The sequence below is a fragment of the Hydrogenophaga sp. genome (assembly GCF_965657535.1).
GTDB lineage: Bacteria > Pseudomonadota > Gammaproteobacteria > Burkholderiales > Burkholderiaceae_C > Hydrogenophaga.
This window is the reverse complement of record NZ_CBFHOP010000005.1, coordinates 71121-97176: the sequence shown is the minus strand read 5'-3', so window position 1 is coordinate 97176 and position 26056 is coordinate 71121. Positions and strand designations below refer to the sequence as shown.

The following is a 26056-nucleotide window of genomic DNA, read 5'->3' as shown; positions in this document are numbered from 1 at the left end:
AAACGTGAAAAAAAGACGCGGCAACCGGTTTCAGCCGCGCTGGGCGGGTGAATAGTCGTCGGTGAAGGAAAGCTGTTTGCGCAGCTGCAGTTCGCGCTGCTGCAGTTGCTTGCGCTGGCGCCAGGCGCGCCATTGGGCGGCAAATTGCGCGAGTGCATGCAGCACCGGCATACCCAGCGCCCGCCCACGGGGGCTGGAGCGGGCCAGCGCGCTGAGCGGACGCGCAAACCAGGGCGTGTGGCGCACCAGCAGGTCGTCTTCAAGGCTGATGAAACCTTGAGCAAAGCCAGGCGCGCCCTGGCGCCCGGCACGGCCGAAGAGCTGCCAATCAACGCGGGCCGATTCATGGGGCTCCAGCATCAGCACATGCAGGCCGCCGGCGGCGGCCACGTCGGCGCTGATGTGGATGTCTGTGCCGCGACCGGCCATGTTGGTGGCCACGGTGATGTGGCTCGGCTGGCCAGCGCTTTCAATGACGAGCGCTTCGGTGGCGTGTTGTTTGGCATTGAGCACGACGCAGCGCAGGCCCATGGCGCCCAAGGCTTGCTCCAGCGTCTCGCTGTCAGAAATGCGCCGGGTGCCCACCAGCACGGGGTGGCCCTGGCGGTGCAGTTCGGCCACGGTGTCCAGCACGGCTTGCTGTTTTTCGGTGCTGCTGACGAAGTGGCGAAAACGGGGGGTGACGAGCTGGCTGGGCAAGCGGGTGGGCACCACAAAGGTCATGAGGCCGTAGGTCCACCAGAGTTCGTTGCGAATGCCCTGCAAGGTGCCGCTGGCACCTGAGAGGCGGTGATAGCGCCGAAAGAAATCCTGAAAGGTCATGCGGGCCATGGTGCGCGTGGGCGGCGTGATGTCCAGCTGCTCTTTGGCTTCAATGGCCTGGTGCAGTCCATAGCTCCAGGTGCGACCCGGCATCGCCCGGCCGGTGTTTTCGTCCACGATGAGGACCTTGCCTTCGTCGATGATGTAGTGGCGGTCCCGGTGAAAGATGGCGTTGGCCGTGAGCGCTTGACCCACCAGTTCTTTGCGCCGCGCGGGGGCGTGCCACACCGGTGGCAACGGCTGCGTCAAACGCTCCAAGCGGCTTTCGCCGAGCGGGGTGAACTCGACATCCCGAAAAACCGGATGGATGGTGTAGTCGGTGCCGAGCACCAGCTCGTTGGCAATGGCTCGGGCGCACAACACCGCCTCCACCATCATGGGGCTGGGTTCGGGGGCCGAGATGATGAGCGGCGTGGTGGCCTCGTCGACCAGCACGCTGTCGGCTTCATCCACGATGGCGCAGTACAGCCCGCGCATCACGGTGTGTTCGCGCCCGGGTGTGCGCCCCATTTCACTCAGGCGCCGACGCAAGGCATCGGTGGCGCCTGCGAGCGCGATCTGGTCCCTCAAAAAGTCGGCCAGCAGTTGTTTGCCCGTGGCGTAGACCACATCGGCCTGGTAGCTGGCGCGCAGTGCCTGGGCAGAGCTGTCAGGCACCACCGCCGCCGCCGTTACAGCGCACCATTGGTACAGCGGCCCCATCAACTGCACATCGCGCTGGGCCAGGTAGTCGTTGGAGGTGATGACATGGCACGGCAAACCCGACCAGCCCAGCAGAACGGCGGCAAGGGCCACGGCGATGGTCTTGCCTTCACCGGCCGCCATCTGCACCACAAAACCCTGCTGCATGGCGAGCGCTGCCAGCATTTGCACCGGGTAAGGGCGCTTGCCCAGGCTGTGGCGCGCAGCCAGCGAGACGCAGGCCAGCGCCTCCACGCGCAGCGCGTCCCTGTCGGCGGGCAGGGCGCGGCGCTGCTGCGGGCTGCGGGTGCGCATCAAGGCCTTGATTTCAAGCAGGCGCTGCTGCAGCTGGGCAACCGTCCAATGGGCACGCTCGTCAACCAACTGCTCAGCCTGCCCGACCGCTCGAACCAGGGCCTGGCGGGACTTCCCGCTCAGGGCCTGCACCACGGGAATCCAGTCGGCCCAGCGGGCGCCAGCGGCCGCAGGATGCTGACGCGGCGGATGCCAGCGGTAAGGGGCCGTGGGCGCAGACACCACGGCGCTCACAGCTGGTACCGCTTCTGCAGCAACTGCATGAAGGCCTTGCCGAGTTGCTCCGCGAGCGATTGGTACTGCAGGGGAATGCGCATCCAGCCAGCCATACCGTGCCAGGCCACAGGGGCCTGGTCTGCCGGAATCGGCGCCTGCACTTCGTAAAAGGTGTCCACGGTGGACAGGCCCTGCGGGTCATCAGGCCTCACCGGGATGCTCCCCCCGCCATTCCACCCCAGGGCAGCAGAGGCGAGCTGTTGCTTTTGGTAGGGGAGCAACACCAGCGGCTGGACATCCACAGGCTGGTCCGCCTGGCCATTCAGGCGCAACGCACCCGCCACGGGTCGGTCGCGGAACAGTTGGTTGGCCTGCTCTTGGGACACCACAGCGGTGAAACGCAAGCGGCTGTTGTCAACCACTTCGCCCAACAACTCACCGCGGGGCAACCAGTTGCCGAGTTTTTCGCCGAGCTGCGGCGAAAACCACACACCGGGGTGGCGGGCCCGCACCGCGAGCGCGTCTTTGCGGGCGCGCAGTTCGGCCATGCGGTCGGACAATGACGCCAGTCGCTGCTGCAGCGGCACGATGTCGCTCAGGGTGCGCCCCAAAGCCATGCTGAGCAGCATCTGGGTTTCTACCGACTGCTGCTGGGCGATCTCCAGCTCCCAGTCGAGCTCGGGGCTGGCCAGCACCAGCAACAGCTGGCCAGGCAGCACGGGCGTGCCAGAGGGCACCACAATCGACTCCAGCCGGCCGCTGCTGGCGGCGGTGACGCGGGTGTATTGCAAGGCCTCGACCATGCCGGGCACCCGAATGGCGTATGGCAGGGGCAACCACAAGACCACCGCGCTGGGCAGCAGCACCAGCGCCAACGACGCCACCACCGCACGGCGCCGGTTGCGGTAGACCGCTCCACCTGTGAGGTGCGCGATCCACTTTTTGGCCGGCATGACCACCAACATCACCAACGTGGTGAACGCAAAGACGACGCCCACGGCAAACCACTGATCGGTCACAAACAGCAAAATGGTGGCCACGATCAGCATGCGATAAAAGAAGCTGAACAGGCCGTAGAGCGTCATGTGCCACCACTCGCGGCGGTCGCGTGCGGGCGACTCGGCTTTTTCTGTGCCGAGCAGGTATTTGTCGGCAAAGTAAAACCACTGCTGGCTGGACTTCTGGTACAGGTTGGGAATGTCGAGCAAGTCCGACAACACGTAGTACGCATCGAAACGCAGCAGCGGGTTGCCGTTGAACAGCAGGCTGGAGACCGAGCCGATCACCATGACGTTGAAAGCCAGGCTGTTGACGAGCCCAGGCCCGGTACTGGCCCAGACCATGGCGCCCAGCGCCGCCAAAAACAGCTCGACGATGATTCCGGCGGCACCGACCAGGGCGCGCGCGTAACGGCTGCGAAACCCCCAACTGGCGGTGGCATCGACATACGGCAACGGCATGAACACCAGGAACATGAGACCCATGGTGTGGACCTCACCACCGAACTTCTTGACCACGAAAGCGTGACCGAGCTCGTGCAGTATTTTCATCACGGCCATACACAGGTACAGCCAGATCAGGTTGTCGATGGCGAACAAACCCTGTGACTGGTCCCACAGGCGGTGGCTGTTCAAGATGGCGCTCAAGCCGCCGGCGAGCAACACACCGATCAGCACCGCAGCGGCAGGCCAAGCCACCAGCCGCTCGACCCAAGCGCGCTGGCGGTTGAGCCACGCGTTGGGGTCCCACAGCGGCACCCGCAAGTACAAAAAGCCCAGCAACTGCCCACCGATTTCGCGTTGGCGGTGGGTTCGGTAGCGCTCAAAAATAGCCTGGCTGTCGGCCTTGGAACGGTAGTGCAAGAGGTTCGAATGGTGCAACTGAGACAGCACCTGCATGGCGTCTTCCTGCCCGGGCGCTTCCTGCGGAAAATCGTCCAGGCAACTGCGCCAGACCTCGTCCACGGTGCGTTCGTGGCTCAGCCGGCTGACGAAGAGATAGGCCATGGGCCGGATGCGAAAAAACCGCTGGGTGTAGGCATCGCGCAGCACATACCAGTCTTCACCCCGGAAACGTTGCTTGTGGATCGCGACCGTGGGCAACAGGCTCAACCGGGCCTGAGACACCCGGTGCCAGGTTTCACTGAAGGTTGTGCTCACCGTGGACCCCGGGTTCAGTGCTGGATGTCAACGCCGTAGTGGCTGAGCAGACTCCCGTCGGCCAGCATCAGGGCCAGGCGCGCGAGCTCGACGCGGACGTCGCTGTCCAGCAAGCGCAGGCGGCTTTCGTTCAAGTCGTCTTCGCGTTCGAGCACCTGGCGAATCCGCGCACGACCGAGCTGGTACTGCGCCTGATCGGCCACCAGCAAGGCCTCGCGAGCGCGCACGTCCTGGGCCTGCAAGCGGGCCTCGCTGAGCGTGCTTTGCAGCTGTTGAATGCGGGTCAACAGGTCGTTGCTGAGCGAGCGGTCGGCGGCCTGCACTTCTGCATCGGCCTGCTCCAGGCGAACGGTTTGGGCCGCCAGCCGGGCATCAGCGCGCTGGTTGGACAGCGGCATGTCCAGGCTGATCGCAGCAAACCAGCCGGGGTTTTTATTCGAAATACTGTCTTTCCAGGCCGCGTTGAGTTGGTCTCTCAGGCTGTTGTGGTTGAAGCCCACCTCCAGGCTCAGATCGGGCAAGGCCTGGTTGCGCGCAAATTGCAGCCGAACGCCTTCTTGCTGGCGGCGCAACAAAGCGAGCTGCAAAACCGGCCAGGACGCGCGGGCCTTCTCCAGGCGTGCGCCCAACTCGTCTCGGCTGATCGGCGCTTCCCCGGGCGGGACTTGGGGCATGAAGCTGGCTTCGGTCGCTGTGTCTGCGCCGAGGTTGAGCACACCGCGCATGCGCGACTGGGCTTCGAGCACCGCCCGCTGCGCGCGCACCAGCTCCGTTTCACGCGCGCTCAGCGCGATCTGCATGTCCAGCAACTCGGTTCGGGGGGCAAACCCGGCATCGACCCGGCTCGCAACGTCGGCCTGCAGCTTACGCAGCGAACCCATCGACACCTCCCGCAGCGACAGGCCCTGGATGGCGCGGTGCAGTTGCCAAAACACATTCATGCCCTCGCCCGCCGATTCCAGCACCGACTTGGAAAACCGCTGCACGTCCAGTTGTTGGTCCAGTTCAGCGATGCGCAGATCGGCTTCGGTGGCGGCACGGCCCGCGTTGCGCAGCAACGGCTGCTTGAGCACGAGGCTCAGGGTGCCGCTGTATTCCACCGAGTTGGGGGGTAAAAACAAATTGCTCTTGCGGTCGTTCAGCTGGTGCGAGAGGTCCAGTGCAGCGCCACTGGGCAGCTTGAACTGCAAGCCGACATCCAAGGACTTGTAACGTGCCACCAGCGGCCCGGAGGGATTGACCAGCTCGCTCACTTGCGTGTATTCGTCGGTGCTGCGCGGCCGGTTGACACTGTCGGTGCGGACACGGGCCAGCAGCTTGGGGCTGTAGAGGGCCTGCTCCGCTTGAAGCAAATTGCCGCTCACGGCTTGTTGAAGCCCGGCGTTGACCGCCGCCGCGTTGCGCACAGCCACCAGGCGCACCAGCGCCTGAGGCGACAGCGGCGTGTTGGGCCCCAAGCTGTCCTCGGCCACAGCCACGGCGGCTGAAGGGGCAGCACCGGACCCAGAGGCAGGATCACCGGCCTGCACCAACGCTGGCGCAAGGCACGCCACAACGGAAAACAGCAATTTCATGGGAGGCTAGGTTCAGCGGTTGTCAAAACAAAAAAGCGGAAAAAGCAAAGCGGCTGCGACAGCAAGAAGAGGCCAGCACAGTTCACCATGCTGGCCTGGTGCGGCGCGCGCCCAGGCGCGCCTCTGCTCTGGCGACCCGATCAGGTCGCGCTGCTGTCGACGGTGCTGATGCCGGTGCGACCGTCCTTGAGCATGATCAGGCGCTCGATTTGGGCCAGAGAACCCAGGTGCGCATACAGCGCGGGCAGGTAGCGGGTCTTGCGCAATTCCAGGAAGCGCTCGTCCGACAGGTTGTTCAGACGCTCTTCGTTGACCACGTAGCAACCCGTGATGTTCTTGACCTGATCGGCCTGGCGCACCCGCATGTTCAACGGTGTGAACATGTTGTGTTCGGCCAGGTATTTGCAAAAAGCCTTGGTGAAAGCATCCATCTGCTGCAGCTCACCCAGGTAGCGCTTGACGTTTTCGAGCGCCTCGGCGGGTTCGCCCTGCTCGTCAAACAAAGGCGCACCCTCTTCGTCGTTGACGAGCGCACTGGCTTCGTCAATGCACACGGTGAACTGACCTTCCTGGTCGGTCGAGGCAAGAGCAAACGGGTAGCGCCGAATGATGGCGGGGATGTAAGAAGCCTGCCATTTGCCCGCACCATCCACGAACAAGTTCTCACCGCCGTCCAGACCCATCAGGGCCACCGGGCGAAACTCGTCTTTTTCTTTGTCTTCCAAAAACACCACCGGATAGATGGCTGAAGCCCGCACAAATTCGTGGGCCATGACCGAGGCGATATGGAATTGCGAAGCAAATTTGAAACCTGAAATTTGCTTGACTTTTTTACCCGCATGACGGGCTTTATTAACGGGAACCAATTGCTCAAACATACATTTTCCTAAAACAAAAGAAATACCAACACACATCAAAAAATAAAACCGTCAACCAGACGCTGGCCTTAGCCCTTCATCAACGCCTCCTAAAAAACGTCATACAACGGTGCCGCACCATTCGGTGGCTGGGCAGGCCAAGCGGCTAAGCTGATAAACGACAATATAACCCATATAAAACACAATATCAGATCAAAATACACTAAACCATTATTTATAACATTTTGACCCGCAGCCGACCGTCTTGCACTCAGGGTGGCACCTCGGTTCCCGTCAGATTTCGCACGTAAATGGCCCGTGCTGTCAAAATCGGATCGAGATACATTGTCTTAAAACCACCATCCAGTGGCTGCAGCGCCAGGCGCGTTCGGTTGTTCACAGAAGGCGCCCCTCCCTCCGCATACACGGTGCTGCTCCAGAACCCAAGCGAACCGGCGACCAGGTAAGCCTTCAACACGTCGCAGACCTCGGAGCCACAGGTGGGGTCCGCGTCAAACAAGGCCACCAATTCTTTGTAATTGGGCAAACGCCAATCGCTGTACCCACCGGCGCTGAGCGCAGTGGCGCTGGATTGCGCCGCCGCAAAGGTGGATAGGGTGGGCAACGCTGGCAGTTGCCACATCAATTCAAGTTCGTGATCCACAAACAAGCGGTCTGCGGCGGAGGTCTGAACAAACGATGCAACCGGATTTTTTGACTTGGCGACCCGGACCTGCAAGAGCCTATCGTTCTCGTTGGCTGGCATTACCAGCCCATCCTCAGGCGTCAGGTAATAAACCCCAGCGCCCGGCAGCCTCAGCACGTACTTGTACGCACCCAATTGCGGCAAATAGTCTTGCGACACTGCCGGATTGAACCGCCCGTAATCCAATACACCGGTGAATTCCCGGGCCGTTGGGATGAACCATTGAACAGCGGGAATGCCACACAAAGCACCTGCCCCATCAGGATCGGCAACGCGCCAAACCAGACCGGTCACGTTGTCCAGTGTGCACACCCATCCGCCCAGGGCAGTACCCACATCGGCTGCGGCCTTGGGGCTCTTGCACACCTCGACCTGCCCTTGTGCATCTTTCACGCACAAGCGCGAGAAGTCGAAGCCTTTGTCCCCAGAACCCATCTTGGTCAGCGCCGCAGAAAACGCATCGCGCCCTTCTGCGCCATCGTCGGCCAGCTCGCTCCCGGTGTCGTTGAGCAAGGTGCGTTGGCAGACGATGGCCACATCCGGGGTCTGCAATGCTTTGGAAGTGCCGGTACCGTTGGCCACCCGGCACAACTGGTTCAGGGGGTGCTTGAGCACCGTGATGTCGTAAGGCTGGTTGGGCGCCAAACCCGAAAAGGTGTGCGCTGTGCCGTTGGCGGGAATCTTCACTTGATCCGCCTGCGGCGTGAGTGAAATCGCCAACCCCGCAGCGCGCAGGCCTTCAATGCGGACGTCCAGGGACTGGCTGGGGGAGCCACCGCAGGCCGAAAGACCCACGGTGGCGCCCAGCAACAAACCACCCCACACCGAGGGGCTGGAGGGCTTGAAGGACTCGGGGTGGCCACTGCGACGCGCAAACGCCGTGTGACCGATTTTTTTCATGTTCATGTTCATTTCCTGTGAAAGGGCGGGCTGCGCAGAGATGTCTGGGTCACAGCATCAGCTCCTCAACCCAAAGATCAAAGTCGAACGTGTCCTTGGACGCTTGACCATCGCCCATGGAGCCTTCCAGCAAGAAGGCTTCTTTCAACGTGTCGCTGTCCTCCTCTTGTTCAAGCATCATGGTGATGAACGCGTTGGGCTTGCTCAGCTCCGCGATCTCGGCGCTGCGGCGGCCACGCTCCAGCTGCAACAAGGCTTTCGCTTCGTCGTAGCCGATCGGAGGCAAGGAGCTGGGCACCTGTGGTGCCACCGGCGCCGACAAAGGCTGGATAGACCAGGTAACTTGGCCGTTGCTGCCGTCGACCCGCTGGAACGCACGGCCGTCCACCACGACCTGCTGGTGCAGCACCTGGCTGGCGCTTTGCAGCACCAGCACCATCTGACGGTCTCGCAGCGACCAACTGCCCACCTGCTCGCCCTCACCGGTGTTGAGCTGCACCTGCGCCACCTGGGCGCGCAACGCGGTCGACGAGCTGTCGGTTGGGACACCGAAACCGGTCATCACCAAGCTGGCGGCGCTGATGTTGGTCTGTGCCGCCTGCAGCTGGCTGCGGATTTCTCCGCTGCGGCCATCCAGCCGCACCTCGCCCTGCGCCCTCAATTCGCCCAGCGCCATGCCGCTCGCGGTCAGGCCGATGCTGGACGCTTGGATGCGCGCGGCATCGCCCATGGCCAGGGAGCCACCGGCACTGAGGTCGATGTGCCCGGCAGCGCTCATGTCGCCCAGCACCAGGTCGTTGGCTTCGGCCAGGAACAGGCTGGCAGCAAGGCTGCTGGCACTGAGCGTGCCGACATCGGTGGTGAGGCTGTTGCCACGCTCACCGACGGACCCCGCCGCCTGCAGGCGCAGGCTGCTGGCCACCAGGTGTGTGGCGCCACCGGGCGCACCCACAATGGCGCCCTCGCTGCTCACGAGGGTGACGGAACCACCCTGCACCTGGCCGAGCTGGATGTCGCCCACCGCGTGCAGGGCAACAGCGCCACCGTTCTGGGCAACCACCTGCGCCAAGTCGATGTCGTGCAGCACCGTCTGCGCATCCAGGCCAACCCGGTTCACGCGGTTGCTCACTTCACCGATGTGCAGCCCACTGCTGGTGCTCAGGAAGATGCCACCAGAGCCCGCATGCGCGGCGAGCGTGCCGACCTGGATGGCCAGCGCATCGGCCTGCGAGCCAACGGAATTCCCTGCTTGCAATGAGAGCATGGCAGCGCTGACATGCACCGTGCCGTCTGCGGCTGCAGCGGTGATGGAGCCGTTTTCGCCGGCCACCAAGGCCACGTGACCCGTGCCCGCATCGATGCGCTGCAGCGCGATGTGGCTGCCTGCGGCATAGCGCAGGTCGCCGCCCTGGCCTGTGGTGCCCGCGCCTGCCCCCATGGTGATGGAGCCACCGGCCACCAGGTCCAGCGTGCCCGTGGCGCCACGGGCGAGCAAGTCGCTGTTCTGCCAGATGCTGCCATCTGCATGGATGCTGATGCTCCCGGCGGTTGAGGCGACCGCACCGTCGAGGACAACATCGGCACCCGCACCCACCGCATGCAGCAGCACATGGCCCTGGGCCACCAGGGCGGCCTGTGCCTCGATGGCGATGGTCCCGCCAGCGCTCACCACCACATGGCCCGAGCTCTGGATACCGGTTGCGCCGTCGCTGCGCAGGGTCTGGATGCCACCCTGTTCGTCGGGGCGCTGCACAGCAGCGTCGACATAGCCCACGGTGATGGGCCCCTGGTTGCTCAGGAAGACATGGCTGTCTGCCCCCCCGGTGGTGATGCTGATGCGCTGCACCGCCAAGTGCAGCGGATTGGCCGCTGTGCCCAGTGCACCCTGCACATCCAGCCGCAGCTCGTCTGCGGTCACAGACAGCGCGCCAGCGTCCAATGGCGCCAGCGTGTCGTCGGTCAGCAGCCACACTTTGCGGGCCTCCAGCGTGCCCGCCTGAATGGGATCGCTGGCGCTGATGCGCAGGTTGCTGTCCAGTGCCACGATGCGGTTGCCCTGGGTCATCACCACCTTGCCAGCGCTGGCATCGATGTTGATGGTGCCACCCTGGCGGGTCTGCACCGAAACCCGGTCGGCCAGCTCAATGTTGCCGCTCGACTCCAGGCTGATGGCACCGGCCTCGATGTTGAGGCTGCGCATCAGCAGCAACTCGGCGCCCGCACCCAGGCTGGCGATCTGGATGCCACGCGCGCCGACGGCGTTGACGCCATCGCGCACCGTGAGCACACCCACGTCGCGAGCGATCAGGCCAATGCCGCCAAGGTCGATGTCGCGCAGGGCGTCGATGGCCCGCACGGTGACAGGCTCCTCGCCCATCAGTTCCAGGCGCAGCACCTGCAGGGGTGAGGCACCGCTGGCCACGGAGCGGCCTTCGATCCGGCCACCGCCGGTGATCAGCAGGTTGCCCCCCGCAGCGGGCTCACTACCCAGCGCAGGCACCACCGCCTGCTCGAAGCCCACGCGGTAGGTGTCCTGGAACAGCAGACCACTGGCGCTGTTCAGGTCGATCCCACCCACGAAACGCAGCTCGTTGGCACCCATGACCGACAGCAAGCCGCCAGCCCCCACCTGCAGCGTGGAATGGAACCAGACATCGCCCTGGGCCTGGAGGAACACGTCGCCAGCCACTTCGGCGCGCCCGGCAAAACGCACGTCGGCCGCCAAGGCCTGCGGCGTTTCGATACGCAGCCCACCCGAAGCGACGGCCACAGATGCGTCAAATTGCACGCTGCCCTGGGCCTGGATCACGGCGCCCTGCCCGACCGTGACCGCCTGCACAAACCGCACCGCGCCGTCTTGCGCCTGGCGGGTATCGATGTGCAAGCTCCCCTGCACATCCAGGGTCTTTTCCAACACGACCGGGCCCTGCGCCTGCACCCCGATGTCACCCGCAACCTTGAGGGCCTGGCGTACCGTGACCGAAGCGCCCATGCCCGCCGCCTCCAGGTGCAGGCCTGCGGCCAGCTCCAGGGAAGCGAACGCCGCGTCGGTGGTGGTGCTGAAGCCACCCTGGCCGTCGGCACGTTGCACGCTCACGGCAACACCGTCGAGCACCACCGCACCCACGGTGCGCAGCCAGACACCGGACGCCGCCAACGTGGGCGTGGTGCGCACGCTGAGCGTGTCAACGTCGAGCACCATCAGCTCAGCTGCGCTGCCTACCGACCCACCGGCTTCGATGCGCAGGCGCTGCGCCGTGACCGTGGGCTGCAAGCCCGCGCCGGTGCCGGTGGCCACGGCCACAGCGCCGGCGGCCGTCACCAGCGAGACCGCGTCCCGGGCCACCAGCGTGCCCAGGGTCATGCCCTCGCCGGCCGACAGACGCAGCGAACCGGCGCTGGCCTGCACGGTCGAGTTGGCGCCCATGCTCAGCTGCGTGGCGGCAGCCAGGTGCAGATCACCTGCCTGCGCCGTCACGTCCGCGCCGCTGACCAGCGTCAGGCGCCCGCTGCTCTGCAGCGTGATGCTGCCGAGTTCGGCGCTCATGTTGCGCAAGACACGCAGCTCGCCAGACACATCGCCCTGCGATGCGAGCAGCGCAATGTCCAGGCCGCGACCGCCCTGCGCCACCACCGTGTCCACCACCGACAGGCGGCCCACATCGGTCGCGTGCACGGTGATGCCACCCAGATCGATCGCACGGTCGGCATCGATCGCGCTCAGCAGCACCGGCTGGGTGCCCGTGATGGACAGGCGCAAGACCTCCAGCTGCTGGCCATCGGTGGCCGGTACGGCCACGCCTTCCATGTGGCCACCGCCAGAAATCATCAAATTGCCGCCAGCCGCCGGCTGCTCGCCCAAGGCGGGCACCGCCGCACCGACGAACAGCACGCGGTAGACGCCGTCGAACACCAGGCCAGGCAGGTCGCCAATGGCGCTGCCCAGGCTCAGCTCGACCCCAGCCGCAAAGACGACCTCGTCGGCTCCGTTGATGATCAGCTGACCACCCACGATGTGCACCGTCGATTCAAAGCGCACGGTGCCGGTCGCGTTGATCACCAGGTCACCGTTGACCGTGACCTTCTGCTCAAACACCACGTCAATGGCATCTTCAATGCGCAGACCGCTCAGCGGCAGCTCCGCGCCCACCTCGTCGCGGAAGTAAATGTCGCCCGCGTCCCGCTGGTTGGGGCTCCTCAAACCGGTCCTGTCGCCACCTGCGCTCAAGGCCAGCGTGTCCCCGACCGTGTCTGCGTCCAGGCGCCCGGTGATGTCGATCCAACCTGCGCCCGCCTCGCCGCTGCCGGCGCGAACGATAGAGTCGCCCCGCACGACCACGGCATCGTCGAAAAGAACGTCGCCTTGCATGGTGATGTTGGTGTCGATCAGGGTCGTGGTGTTGCCCGGCCCGTAAACGCTCAGGTCCACGCCCGAGACCACGCCGCTGATGTCTACCGCACCGCCCATCTGGGGCGACTTCAGCGTCACAGGGACATAGAAGTCAATGCCCGCCGGATCGCTCACCCCCAGGGTGATGCGCCCGCTGCTCTGGTCGCTGCCAATCACCAAGTCGCTGACATTGAGCTTGGCCAGCTCCTGGCTGTTGAGGAACAACGCGCCGTCAAAACCGGTCTCACGCGGTGCACCGATCACGATCGGCGTGGTGTTCTCGATCGGGCGGATGCGCAGGGTTTCCAGCGGGTTGCTCAGCTTCTCGGCGTTGCTGACGTCGAACAGGTCGGCGATCACATCGGCACCCTCGGTCACCGGCACGACCACATCCACATTCACGCTGTTGGACGAGAAACTGACGCCCTTAGGTGCCACCAGCGCCCCATTGAGGACAATTTTCTCGGTCACGTCGAAGTGAATGAACGAAGCCTTGACCGCATGGGTGAAGGTCACGCGATCGGCCACCACAACGAGGCCGGTCTGGCCCAGGTCGATGAAGTCCTGACCGGCCGGCGGCGTGATGGTGATGTCGTCTCCGACCAGGCGGATGGCGCCCAGGCCGGACTCGAAATCGACCCGCTCGATGCCGCTGATGACGCTGCCATTGCCCAGCACGATCTGGTTGCCGGTGGCCGACTGCGAGAGCGGTTTGAAGTTCAAACGCAACTCGTCGCCATCGGTCGCGCCGGCATCCCTGATCGAAAGCGAGCGCTGTGTCCCACCCAGGGTGTTGCCCAGGTTCAACACGTAGACGTCATCGCCAGCGGTGCGGTCCACCAACACCGGCTTGATCCCCAAGCGGGCCAGGGTGAACAGGTCGTCGCCCTCGCTCAGCGTGACCACGCCCAGGTTGTCTGCGGCCACCCGCAGGTTGTTGCCTCCGGGGTTGAAGATCTCGAAATGGGTGCCGTTGTAGTACGCAGACACACCCGGGTTGACCGGTTGCACCTCGGCCCTTGGCGTGGCCACGAGCCGCAGGTCGTTCTCGCCCTGCTTCAGCACCAAAACCAACTCACCGCCCGTGTCCAGGCCGTTGACCTGGCTGAAGCCACCGCTGACCGTGACGTAGGTCATGATGACAAATTCGTCGCCCGGCTGCGGCACAAAGCCGTTGTACAGGACCACATTGAGCACCCCACCAAGCTGGGCATGGCCCCCCACGATCACTTGGTCGTGGTTGGTTGGTTCCCATCCGGGTTGGGTGCCACCCAGCTCAATCACCAGCTCGGCGTTACTGGCTTGCACAAAGGTGTCAACTTCCAGCAGCCCTGGCGAATTGCCCGGGGCCAATATGCCGTTGTTAAAGAACGCGCCCTGCAGCTGGGACGGGAACAGGGGCACTTGCGGCAGCGCACCCGAGAACTCGAAAATGTTCAGCCCCTGGTTGTCAACGATGCGGTTGGCGCCCATGCCTTCCAAGAACACATAGACATCGTCACCCAGCCCGCCCACCAGGCGGTTCATGCCGTTACCGGCGTAGAAGGTGTCAACACCCCCGCCACCCGTGAGCTGGTTTTCACCCGCACCGGACACCAGCACATCGCCGCCCTCGGCACCGCTCAGGCGGTCGTTGCCGCTGCCGCCGATCAACACCACCCGAGCGTTGCTGCCAGCCCGTGCGGTCATCACGTTGTTGCCCGAACGGCTGACCGCGAGGCCACCCGCATGGCCCAGCAGGATGGTGTCGTCGCCGTCACCACCGTCCGCAAACACCGTGGCGTGGTACAGGTTGCTCGCGTCGAGCTGGTCGTTGCCCTGGCCCATTTCGATCACGACCTGGGTGACGCCGCTGAAGCGCTGGTGGTACGTGCCGTTGAACTCGACGTCGACGACGCCGTCTTTGCCGCTGAGGATGAATTTTTCGGCCAGATCGGCGGTGTCAATGAAAAGACGATCGCCAGCCGACGCGCCCGCGTTCAAATACAGCGTGCCGTCCTGCACACGTCCCAGCACCGGCTCGGGGTTGGGTGAGCGGTATTCCAGATCCAGCAACTGCGCCTTGAACAGATCGACCTGGAACGTCTTGGAAAAGATGCCAATACCGATCTTGGCAAACGCACTGGCGCGCACGAACAGGTCGGCGGAGAAGTTGAACAGGTTCAACGGCCCCAGCGGAAGCTGGCCTGGCTCCTGGTAGGTCAACATCGAGATGATCTCGGAGCCCCGCACCCTGCCGTCCGCCTTGCTGATGACGTCGATGACCTGGCCGTCACCGTCGCGCACCACGGTGTTGGTCGAAGGGTCGTTGAGATCGATCCCCACCACCACTTCAATGGAGCCTTTCAGGCCCAGGGTCAGGACACCGAAGCCCAGACCGGCCGACAAGCCGATATCGAAGTTCAGCGTGACCTCGTTCTTGTCGATACCACCGGTACCGGGCACGAACTTGCCGCCGACAAAGTCAGGCAGGCTGACATCACTGATGAAGAAGCCATCGACCACCTGCAACACGTTGCCGGTCTCGAAGGCTTTTCGAATGCCGAAGGTATCGAACCCAAATGCCAGATCAACCTGTGCCGCGACGCCACCGAACGCCCCAATGTCCAGTGTTGGAATCGGGCTGGGAATGCCCACCAGCGGCAGCAGGGGAATGCTCGCAATCACTGCGTCAAAGCGGAAGCCGAACTGCAACAGCGGCATCTCGTAAGTGAACAGGGTGGCGTCACCGCCGCTCAGGATCTTGGCCCAGTTGGCGATGTCGCTGACGTATTCCCACATGCGGAAGCCCGAGCGGGCCGCAGCGCTGCTGCTCCCCCCCGTGGCGCCGTTCTCAACTTCGTAAATCAACGCCGCAAACTCGCTGCTGGGCGCGCTGCTCACACCGCTGCCCAGACCGGCCATGTCCAGCAAGTTGCCAGTCTGGATCTCCATGTTCTGGCTACCGATGCCGTAGACGCTGCCCAGCAGCAGTTCGCCGCCGTTTTTGGCAATGCCGTCGATCATGGCGGGCAAGGCCAGCATGGTGCGCGCTGCATCCACGAACGACCAGTCGATGGTCGGAATTTTCGGAACACCAGGGGCATCGATGTCGTTGATGACATCGACCAGCAGGTCGATCACGCCCTTGAGGGTGGGATCGGCCAACAAGGCCTCGAGACCATTGATCGGGGTGTACAAGGCATCCAGAATCGGTCGGATCGGCTCCAGCATATCGGCCACCTTCTTGGCCACAGGGGCCAGGAAGTCCAGCACGAAGGAATTCAGGTCGAGCCGCAGGTACTCGACGTTGAGCGCAGGTGCCGCGAAGTTCTGGCCCAGACTCCAGTCCCAGTCAAAGACGATGTCGGCCTTGAGTTTGGGCAAGATGCTCGCCCCCTCAATGGACAGCGTGGTGGCCAGGCGCACATTGGCCTGCAAACCAAAGTCAAGGTCAATCGCCTGCGTGGGGTTGCCCAGCATGCTGCCCAGGGTGAGGCGGTTGGCGCCATTGCCGTTGAGCCCGATGTACAGGCCACCAGCCAGCCCGCTGGGCTGAAAGCCGGCCTTGAGCGCGTCGGTGTCCCGGTCTTCGACCTCGGCCTTGAAGAACAGGAACTCCCCTTCGCCCGCAAACGGCGTGGTGACGTCGGGGTCCAGCGGCGTGCCGTCCAGGTACAGACCCACATCGAAAGCGAACTCCGGCGTGCCGTCGGCGTTGGTACTGAGGTAGAAACCGTCCCTGGCCGACAGGCCAAAGCCGAAGTCGAACGACCAGTCCACGCCCAGCGCAAAGCCGCCATCAATGGTCAGGTTGATGCCTGGAATCGCAAAATCGATCGGGATGTCGATGCCGCCGCCTATCAGTCGGCCACCCAGTTGGGCGTTGACCTGCAACGCATCGGCGTGATCGGGCAGCTCCATGCCCAGCTTCCACTCGGTGATGCGCACACCGCTGGCGTCGTACAGGCCCACATCGACGTCGTCGATGGTGATGGCGCCATCGCCATTGGTGTCCTGCAGCATCTGCAGCGAGGTGAAGGTCTGGTACAGCGTGCCCTGCACCACTTCGAGCAACTTGCCTTCCCCACGCAGGTTCTCGCGCAAGTCCAGCAGCAGGCCGCCGCGCAGATCACCGATCATGCCGCCGGCCTGCACCAGCTTGCCACCAATCAGCGGAATGTCGCTGGCCAGGCTGCTTTCGAACAGGTCTTGAACCACCCCCAGCCCCATGTCGATGCCGTCGAGCAACGGCGCCGGATCGTTGATGAGGTTGAGCAGCAGATTGCCGGCACCAGCGGCTGCGTCTTCGACCGCACCGACGATGTCGGGCAGCTCAAACAACACGGGCGGTGCGGCGCCTTTGGTGGGGTCGTTGGCCAGGTGCAGGAAGAGCTGGCGCAGGCCATCTTGCCCGTACTCCGGGTTGGTTTGCAGGGTGAGGTTGCCCAACGGCAGCTGCGCCGCACCCAGCATCACCGCCATGGGCAGGTCCATGGAGAACCCGCCGGTCAGGTCGACCGTCACGCCACCGTCTTGGTAGCCCAGCACCAGGCGGGCTGCTTCAGGGGTTGCACCCGGTGTATCGAGCACGCCGTCGGCATCAAACACGATGCGTCCGTCCACCACCCCCACCGCCAGGGCACCCACGCCGAACTTCAGCGCCAGGTCCTCACCCACGAAACGGGCGCCGACTTCCAGGCGGGTGGCCTCGCCAATGGTGATCAGCGGCTCCTGGTCCTTGCTGGCGGGTCCCGGCAAAGCGATTTCAACGGCCAGCACCAGGTTCGCAAAGGCCTCCAGGTTGATGCGGGCACCACCGTTGATGTTGACCAGCGTGCCCAGCTGGTCGTTGGACGGCAGGCCGGCCAGGGCCAGCAGGCTGTTCACGTCCAGGTTGACGTTGAAACTCGACGCGTAGGCGGCGCCCAGGTTCAGACTCATCTCCAGCACGCCGCGCTCGGCGTTCACCGACAGCTGGAACAGGTTCGGATCTTTGATGCCCAGGGCCGCCTCGATCGTCAGCTCGACCTGCTGGAACAAGGCCGCCGGTGTCGAGCCCGCAGCCTGGATACCCGCGAGGAAGGTGTCGGTGAAGTTCAGCATCTCGCTGAGCGAGCGGTTGATGATGGGCAGGACCTGCGTGTAGAAGGCTTGCTGCTCCAGCACATGGGTCACCACCTCAATGCCGGTGCGCAGGCCCTGCACGATGGCGGCGTAACCCAGGTTGCTGACGTCCAACGCATTGCCCAGGTCGGGCAGAACGGCAATGACATCGTTCACCCCGTCGGGGTTGGTCAGCTGCCAGGCGGCCAGGTCAAAAGCGGGGTCGGTGACAACCTGGAAGGACGAGTAGTCCAGCAGGTTCTGCACGTAGATACCCAGTTCGAGGTCGGGCGCGATCGCAATGTCGATGACGCCGCCGCTCACGCTCAGTCCCTTGAGGCGGGCGTAAGCTTCGCCGCTCGCGCCAAACTTGAAGTCGCCCAGGAACGAGCCGTTGAGCAGCTCACCAAAGCTGTAGCGCCCGCTGTCGGCGGTGGCCGGGTCGCGATCGCGGTCCAGCACCAGCTCAATGCCAGCGCGCAGGCCCACACCCGAGCCGCTGCCCACGCCACCTGCGGTCATGCCGAGGAAGCCCAGGGCAACGGCGACTTCCAGGTCGACCACGGAGAGCTGCACATCGCCGGCCAGGCGCAGGTGGTCGATGGCAAAGACCACGCCGGTGGGACCCAGATTGAGCACCAGGTCCAGCCCGGCGCTCAGGTCGAGATCAAACTTGCCACGGGCTGAAGTGGACAGCGCCAGGGCGCTGCCGAAGTCAAAACCCAGGTCGATCGGCGTGTCGATACCGACCAGCTTTTCCTTGAACACGATGGGCAGGCGCAGGTCGCCCGTGACCGGGTTCCAGGACGCCTGCTGATCTGCACCCAGCACGCCGGAGGCGTTGAGCGCGGTGACGAACTCCTGCACCGTCTGGATGCGCTGCACCGGCGACTCCACCTGATAAGGCAAGACGCTGGTGGTGATACCAAAGACGCTGGAGAGCACCAACGCATCGCCGGAAGCGCTGACCTCGGTGATGGTGACGGTGCGTGGGCTGCCGTCGATGCGCACCAGCTTGCCCACCATGTCGGCGGTGAAGACGGTGCCACCGGTGGCGCGCAGCACGGTGGAGCCTTCCGTCACATCGGCCAGGCCCGAAGCCAAGACGTTGACCGGACGGTTGAAGTTGATCTTGCCGATGACCTCGCGGTCAAACAGGTCAGCCAGGTCCAGCACCTGGTCCAGGGCGTCCTTGATGAAGGGCAAGTCGCCCACCAAAGCGGCGGTATCGACCGTCTTCAGGTAGTCAAGCAACTCGGGCAACGCCACGATCAGACGCTCGATCGAGACACTGCCAAAGCTCAGGAACTGCTCAAAATTGGCTGCGGCAAATTCCAGTGGCGGTCCACCGAAGAGACTGCCGTTCACCGTGAGGCGGGCGGCCTTGTCCGCTTCAAGCGAACCGAGCTCGACACCGGCCACCGAGGCGTACACGGGCAGGTCGAGCTGCACGTTGTTCTCGGTCAGATCGAAGTTGAAGGCGCCGTTGATCAAACTGGCCTTGCCACCCAGGGCAGCGGAGAAGCTGCCTTTTTCGGCACCGGCCTCGTTGCTGCCGATGCTCACACCCAGCGGGCCGAGCAAAGCACCAAAAACAATGTCGTCGGCCGCCAACTCGGCACCAAAGCTCAGGTCGTTGAGCGCGAAGCTGGCTTTCAGACCATCGGTCCAGTCCACCGCAAACGCCAGGTCAACGGCCGCAGACACGTCTGCCGAGAGCGCCACCGAGCCGTCCAGCTTCAGGCCAATGGCCTCGAAGCCAGCGGAGAAATCGACCGGAAGTTCCAGCACCGCTGCCAGGGCCCCCTTGAAGCCCAGCTGCAGGCCTTGGGTGTCGAAGGCAAAGAACAGCCCGTCTTGGGCTGCGTTGGACGCGCCGCCCAGCAGCTGGGGTGCCCAGTTCGCCTTGAGGTAAGCGTCCAGGCCGCGCAGCGTCGCCACGCCGCCGCCGTAGACCGGCGCAGGAAGCAGCGGGTAGGTCGTGGGTTCCAGATACGCCTGGATGTAATCGCCCACACCGAGCAAGCGGGAGATGCCCACCAGCTCGTCGAGCCGCAGGTTGATGAAGGGCAAAGGAGCGGCCGCTTCCAGACCCAGCTTCAATTCACTCAGCGGGGTGGCAAGACCCAGCAAGGCATCTTCCAGCAGGCCACCGATGGACACGTCAATGCCGTCGCTGAGCTGCAAGTCCACCACATCGGAGGCATTGGCGAATTGAACCAACACGGTTTCGCTGCCCGCCAGCACACTGCGGTTGATGGACTGGCCGCTCTGGTTGATGCGAATGGCCAATCCGGCGATCAGGTCCACCCCTTCAATCAGCGGCACCACCGTGCGGCCCGAGGCGCTCAGCGCCCAGCCGCCGTTGGCGGTCACCACCAACCCGACCTCGCCGTCGTACACCGAAACATCCTTGCCGCCCAGATCCACCGTGACCTGCAAGGCGGTACCGCCCACCAGCATCTCGCCGTCTTGCAAGGTGAATCCAAAGCTGCCCTGGATCTCGAACAGGTCGGCCAGCGCCAGCGTGAGATCACCGCCGATGCGCAACAAGGCGCCGCTGTGGTCCAGCTGCACGCCACCAACACTGCTTGCAGGTGTCTCGGTGAAATCGATAGCCAGGCCCTTGCTGTCTGCGGTATTCAGGCTCACGGACAGGCCACCAGCCTGTACGGTCAACCCAGGAACACCCTGCAAGCTAACGGCTTGCGCTTCGGCGCGCAAAGCCACATAGCTCTGAGCCGCCAGGTCCTGACCCTCCAGGCCCTGACCGATCACCATCGACAGGCTAGCGTCGTTCACCACCAGCGCCACACCACCGTAACCCGCCCGCAACGTCATGCGGTCGGCAGTCAGCGTGGTGACGGTCGTCAACAGTGCAAAGTCGCCGTTGCTCATCACCACCAACTGATCCGTGGCACTGGCAATACCCACCCGGCCTGTGATGCTGAGGTAGTCGCCCACCGAGATCGCCACATCGGCGCCCAACGAGAAGAACGCGCCTCGGCTGGCTGCAAAGTCCAGCGCCATCGTGCGATTGGCGTCCAGTGCCAGATTCAAGGGATCGCTTGCCCAGTCATACACCGGCGTCGGCTTGCCAGCCGAACCACCCGCTGCCTGGTTGAACTGCAGACCCAGCTTGTCGGCCTTGAAGCTCAGACCGTCCACGTCGGCCAACCCGAAGTCGATGTCGGCCCCCACGCTGGCCGCTTTGGCGTCCATCGCAGCCCAGCTGCGCGCAGTCTGGCCGGCGGCCGGCCGGGCCTCGGTGTACAAGGCAAAACCCAACTCAACGCCACCCAAGGCAATCGCAGCACCGCTGCCACCCGCCAGGCTGGCGGCCAGCGTGGCGTCCAGATCGCTCGCGGCGGCCACCAGGGTGTTGACCGCAACGGTCTCGGTGCCCACGGTGATGCTGCGCTCGGCCTGGCGCAGCAGCACCTGGCCAGAGGCGGTCAGCGCCTCGCCCACCGCCAGTTCAAAGCTTCCGCCAGCCTCAAACAGCTGACCGCTGAAATTGAGGGAGGCAAACGGCGCTGTCGGGCTGCCAAAGAGCTGGCCCTTACCCGAACCGGTCCAGTCCAGGGTCGCGGCATCGCGCAGGGGTGTGATGGTCACACCGCTGGAACCGGTCTGCTCGTCGACGCCGGTCGTGATGCCGTAAACCTGGTTCAAGCGCACCCGCACATCGGTGCCCTCGGCCACCAGGCCAAAGGCATCGGCCCCTACCACGCCCAGCTTGTCGGCCCGGCCGTCCAGGCTCAGCCAGGTGCGCGACTCACCGCCCACCTCGCCGCTGGCCAGCACCATCCCGACATTCAGATTGTCGATACCAAAGCCCAGGCCGTTGCCGGTGCCGGCAAAGCCGTCCACACCAGCGCCGCTCAGGCGCATCACCGCCGCCTGCACCGAGCCACCATCGCTCAGAGCGAGGGTCTGCTGGCCCTGCTCAAAAGCCATGCGCCCGCTCAGGCGCAGGTTGTCGGCAACGGCGATCTCCACGTCGCCCACCACACGCACCACCGGCCCAATGCTGCCGTCCAGCGCCAAGCTGATGCTGGTGGTATTGCCGGTACCGATCGTCAGCGGCATTGCCTTGAAGTTCAGCAGGCTACCGTCGCTGGCCGCCTGGTTGATTTCCACACCGAGAGAGGCCACCGACAGCGTGATGCCATCGACCCCGACCACCGCAGCCCGCGCGGCTTCGGCGGTGAGCGCAGTCCACTGGCGCGACGGTGTGGCCTGGTCGCTCAACACAGCCAGGCCAAAGGCCATGTCGTCCAGCACAAAACCCACCGCATCGGGGTTGAGGTCGTCCGGCTGGCCATCGCCATTGGCGTCGGCACCCATGCGGTACGGCCCGTTGACCCCGGCAAAGGCACTCAGCCCGGTGCCGCCCACCGTCAACGCATCCACCGCCACAGTTGTGCCGTCGGCCAGCTTCAGCTCACGGCTTGATTTTTCGAAGCCCATGGAGCCCGACACCTGCAAGTAGTCGGCCACCCCCAGCTCGAACGAGCCCGAGGCGCGCACGCGCTGGCCGGCGGCACCGTCCAGCGTCAGCGCCATGGTGGTACCGGTACCGGTCACAACCCCCAGGTTCTTGCGCTGGAAGTCGACCACGCGCTGGGCCGCCACGTCGCCTGCTTGCAGGCCAGACACCAGGTTGATGTCGACCACGATATCGGAGGCGGACAGGGTGAGCCCGTCCAGCCCCACCACCGCCACTTCGGCGGCACTGGCCTGCAGCGCCAGCCAGCGGGCGTTGGCCAGCCCGGCAGGCGCCTGGCCGGGCGCGGCCGACAGCAGCGCCAAGGCAAAGTCCACACCGCCCAGCGCGAAGCCCATGGCGTTTTCATTCACCTCATCGGGCAGGCCGTCGCCGTTCACGTCGGTGCCCGTGCGGTACGGCCCGTTCAGGCCGGCAAAGGCATTCAGATCGCTGCCGCCCACCGTCAAGGCGTCCACGCTCACATAAGTGCCATCGGCCAGCACCGCCTCGCGGGTGGACTTCTCGAAGCCGAGCGTGCCACCCACGTGGAAGAAGCCGCCAACGCCAATGTCAAATCCGCCCGAGACCCGGATCAGCTCGCCGAGCTTTCCGTCCATGGCCAGGGTGCGGCTGGTGTTCGTGCCGGTGACCACGCTGATCGCGGAGCCGGCGTTCTTGAAGTCAATCACCCGATCGGCTCGCTGGGCAGCTGTGCCGAGTCCGTTCACCAGGTTGATCGACACGCTCAGGTCGTCGGCCTGCAGGGTCAGGCCCTCGACACCCACGAAAGCCACCTTGCCAGCGGTCGCTTCCAGGGCCGTCCAGGTCACGCCGTCAAAGCCGCTCTGGCCTTCCTTGGCCGCAAACAGGGCCAGGGCGAACTCCACCTCTTCCAGCACAAAGCCCAGGGCGTCGGGGTTGATGGCGCCCGCTGCGTCGCGGTATGGGCCGTTGAGGCCGGCAAACGCGTTCAGGCCGGTGCCGCCAAAGGACAGGTAGTCGGTCTGCACCGCCGTGCCATCGGCCAGCGTCACGCTGCGGCTGGACTTCTCGAAACCCATCGAGCCGCCGACGTGGAAGAACCCGGCCACGCCCAGCTCGAAGTCGCCCGAGGCGCGCAGCAGTTCGCCCACGCCGCCGTCCACGCCCAGCCGGCGTCCGGTCTGGCTGCCGGTGGCCACCTTGAGGGCGGTCGCACTGGTGGAGAAATCGAGCACCCAGGCGTCGGCGTCCTGGCCAGCGGCCACACCGGCCACCAGGTTCACCGCCACCGCAATCTGGCTCGCCGAGGCCGTCACCGACGGCACACCCACCAGCGCCACCTCGCCCGCGCTGGCTTCCAGCGTGGTCCACTGCAGGCCGGCGGCAGCGCCCGATGCCTCGCGCGACCAGGCCAGTGCGAGAGCAAACTCCGTCTTACTCAGGGTCAGACCCACCGCACTGGCGCTGGTGTCGTCGGGCAGGCCGTCCCGGTTGGCGTCCACACCGCTGCGGTACGGGCCGTTGATGCCCACAAAGGCGTTCAGGCCCGTGCCGCCGAAGGTGAGCACGTCGGCCAGCACCTCGGTGTCGTTGGCCAGGATGAGGGTCTGGCGGGATTTTTCCACCGCCACGTTGCCACTCAGGTACACGAAGCCCCCCACCCCGATCTCGAAGTGGCCCGCTGCACGCACCATTTCGCCCAGTTGGCCGTCGGCGGCCAGCCGCAGAGACTTGCCGGTGCCGGTGGCCACGTTAAAGGGCATGACCGCAAAGTCGATCACCCGGCGCTCGTCGTCGCTGCCGTTGACCTGGTTGATCGTGACCGACAGATCGGTTGGCTGCAGCACCAGGTCGGAGGGCAGGCCCACCAGCAGGTCGATGGCGCCCACGCGGGCCTGCAGGGCGGTCCAGCGCTGGCCGTCCAAGGATGCCAGCGCGGCATCCTGCTGGCCGGCCTTGGCACTGAACAGGGCCACGCCGAACTCGACATCGCGCACCCCGAAGCCACGGGCCTCGGGGTTCACGCCGCCGCCGGCCAACTGATACGGGCCGGTAATGCCCACGAAGGCATCCAGGCCGGTGCCGCCCACGGTGAGCACCTCGGTCTGGACCTCGCTGCCATCGGCCAGCGTGACGGTGGTCGAAGATCTTTCGAAACCGAGCGAGCCGCTCACGTGGAAAAAGTCGCTCACGGACAGGGTCACGTCACCGGTGGCCCGCACCAGCTGGCCCTGTGCGCCGTCCATCGACAACGCGAGGCTGCGCCCGGTACCCGTCACCACCGACAGGTTCTGAGTGGCGAAGTCGATCACCTTGCGGTCGGCGTCAAAGCTGGCCGGCACGCCGGACACCAGGTTGATCGCCACACCGATGTTGCGCACCGCAATCTCGATATCGGGTACGCCCACCACGGTGACCTCGGTGGCCGAGGCTTGCAGCGCGGTCCAGTTCAGGCCAGCCGCTGCCGGCTGCCCCGGCTGGGCCGAGAGCAGGGCCAAGCCGAACTCGACCCCGCTCAGGCTCAGGCCGATCGCGTCGGGGTTGACCACCTGCATGCCCTGTTTGTAAGGCCCGCCGACACCGGCAAACGCTTCCAGGCCAGTGCCGCCCACCGTCAGCACGCGGGTTTTCACGCTGCTGCCATCGGCCAGCACCACCTGCTCGTCGGCGGTGCGGAACCCCATGGAACCCGCCACATAGAAGAAGCCGCCCACGGCCAGCTTGAAGTCGCCGGCCAGCACCAGTTGGGTGCCGTTGGCGCCCTTGAAATCGATGTCCATCGATGGCGTGTCGGTGGCCGTGAGGGCCACCGTGACCGGCGCCGGGTCGAAGTTGATCACCGTGCCATCGCTGCCCAGGTTGATGGCCACCGAGAGGTTCGAGGCTTGCGCTTCAATCCCCGCGATGTCCAGGCCCAGGGGCGTGCCTTGTTCGGCGGTCGCCTTCAGGCCCAGCCAGCTGCGGTCGCTGCCCTGCTCGCGGTGGAAGCTCAGCCCCACGTCCACGCCGGTCAGCGCAAAACCGGTGGCCAGCGGGTTGAGGTCGTCGGGCACGCCGTCGCTGTTGGCGTCAGCGCCAATGAACTGCGGGCCATTGAGGCCGGCAAAAGCGGCCAGGCCCGCGCCCCCCAGGCGCCAGGCCAGGGTTTGGGCGGTCGAACCGTCGCTCAGCGCCACCTCGGTGCGGGCGTTTTCCAGCTGCAGCCGTCCGGCCACATGGAAAAAGTCCGACACCTGCAAGCGCACGTCGGCCTGGTAGCTGCGGTCGTAGCCGAAATAGTCGGGGTTCAGGAACAGGCCAATGGCGTCGTTGTCGGCCTGCGTGGCACCCAGCAGGCCCAGCTCGGCCACCGGGCGCTGCGCTACGGCCAAGTGCAAGGCGGTCTGGGTGGTGTCGCCACCCACTTCATCGACCCGCAGGAAAGTGCGCCCGTCGTCGTAGCCGAAAAGGCCGCTGGCGCCGTTGAACTGGCCCAGGACCGAACCGGCGTGCACCAGCTCGAAAACATCGCCCAACGCGGGCGTGAAGCCGTCCTGGTACTGAAGCACCAGCCGGCCGTTCAACGTGAGTTGACCCGACACCTCCAGACGGTCGGCATCGCCCACGATGCGCCCGGTCTCGGCGTCAATGGCCGCCGGCGCGACACCGCCCACCCGGAAGGTGTAGGCCTGATCGGCCCGCAGCGTCTGGTTGCCGACCACCTGCAACAGGCCCGGCGTGGCACCCAAAGCAAAGCCGGTGCGCGCATCCAGGCCGTTGGCGGCGACGATGCGGACCAGTCCGGCGCCCGCGTGCAGGCGCGCCTCGCCGTTGAGGATCACCTGATCGGCCGCCGACAGGTGGATTTCACCGTTGCCGGTGACCGCGCCGCCCGGGC

6 protein-coding genes (1 of these 6 running past the window's edge) are annotated in these 26056 nt (G+C 64.9%); all 6 read right to left on the bottom strand.

Features of this window, described 5'->3' with window-relative positions:
• Positions 1 to 30 precede the first annotated feature (30 nt).
• The gene (locus ACTG4K_RS10165; protein WP_439114093.1) at positions 31 to 2052 is read right to left on the bottom strand and encodes a hypothetical protein; all 2022 of its coding nucleotides are present in this window, start codon (positions 2050 to 2052) and stop codon (positions 31 to 33) included.
• Positions 2049 to 4193 (bottom strand): hypothetical protein, encoded by a 2145-nt coding sequence (locus ACTG4K_RS10160; RefSeq protein ID WP_439114092.1) that lies wholly within the window; start codon positions 4191 to 4193, stop codon positions 2049 to 2051. The genes ACTG4K_RS10165 and ACTG4K_RS10160 overlap by 4 nt, the downstream gene beginning before the upstream one ends.
• A gap of 14 nt (positions 4194 to 4207) precedes the next feature.
• Entirely contained in the window at positions 4208 to 5767 is a 1560-nt protein-coding gene (locus ACTG4K_RS10155) for a TolC family protein (protein WP_439114091.1), read from the bottom strand.
• A 140-nt stretch (positions 5768 to 5907) separates the two neighbouring features.
• Positions 5908 to 6645: a SapC family protein gene (locus ACTG4K_RS10150; RefSeq protein ID WP_439114090.1), complete on the bottom strand. Its 738-nt coding sequence runs from the start codon at positions 6643 to 6645 to the stop codon at positions 5908 to 5910.
• 250 nt (positions 6646 to 6895) lie between these two features.
• Positions 6896 to 7975 (bottom strand): Lcl domain-containing protein, encoded by a 1080-nt coding sequence (locus ACTG4K_RS10145; RefSeq protein WP_439114089.1) that lies wholly within the window; start codon positions 7973 to 7975, stop codon positions 6896 to 6898.
• Positions 7976 to 8279: 304 nt separating this feature from the next.
• Positions 8280 to 26056, bottom strand: partial view of an LEPR-XLL domain-containing protein gene (locus ACTG4K_RS10140; protein ID WP_439114088.1) — the end only. Its footprint extends 22309 nt past the window's final position; 17777 of the gene's 40086 nt are visible here — the last part of the coding sequence; the start codon falls outside the window, past its right edge; the stop codon is at positions 8280 to 8282.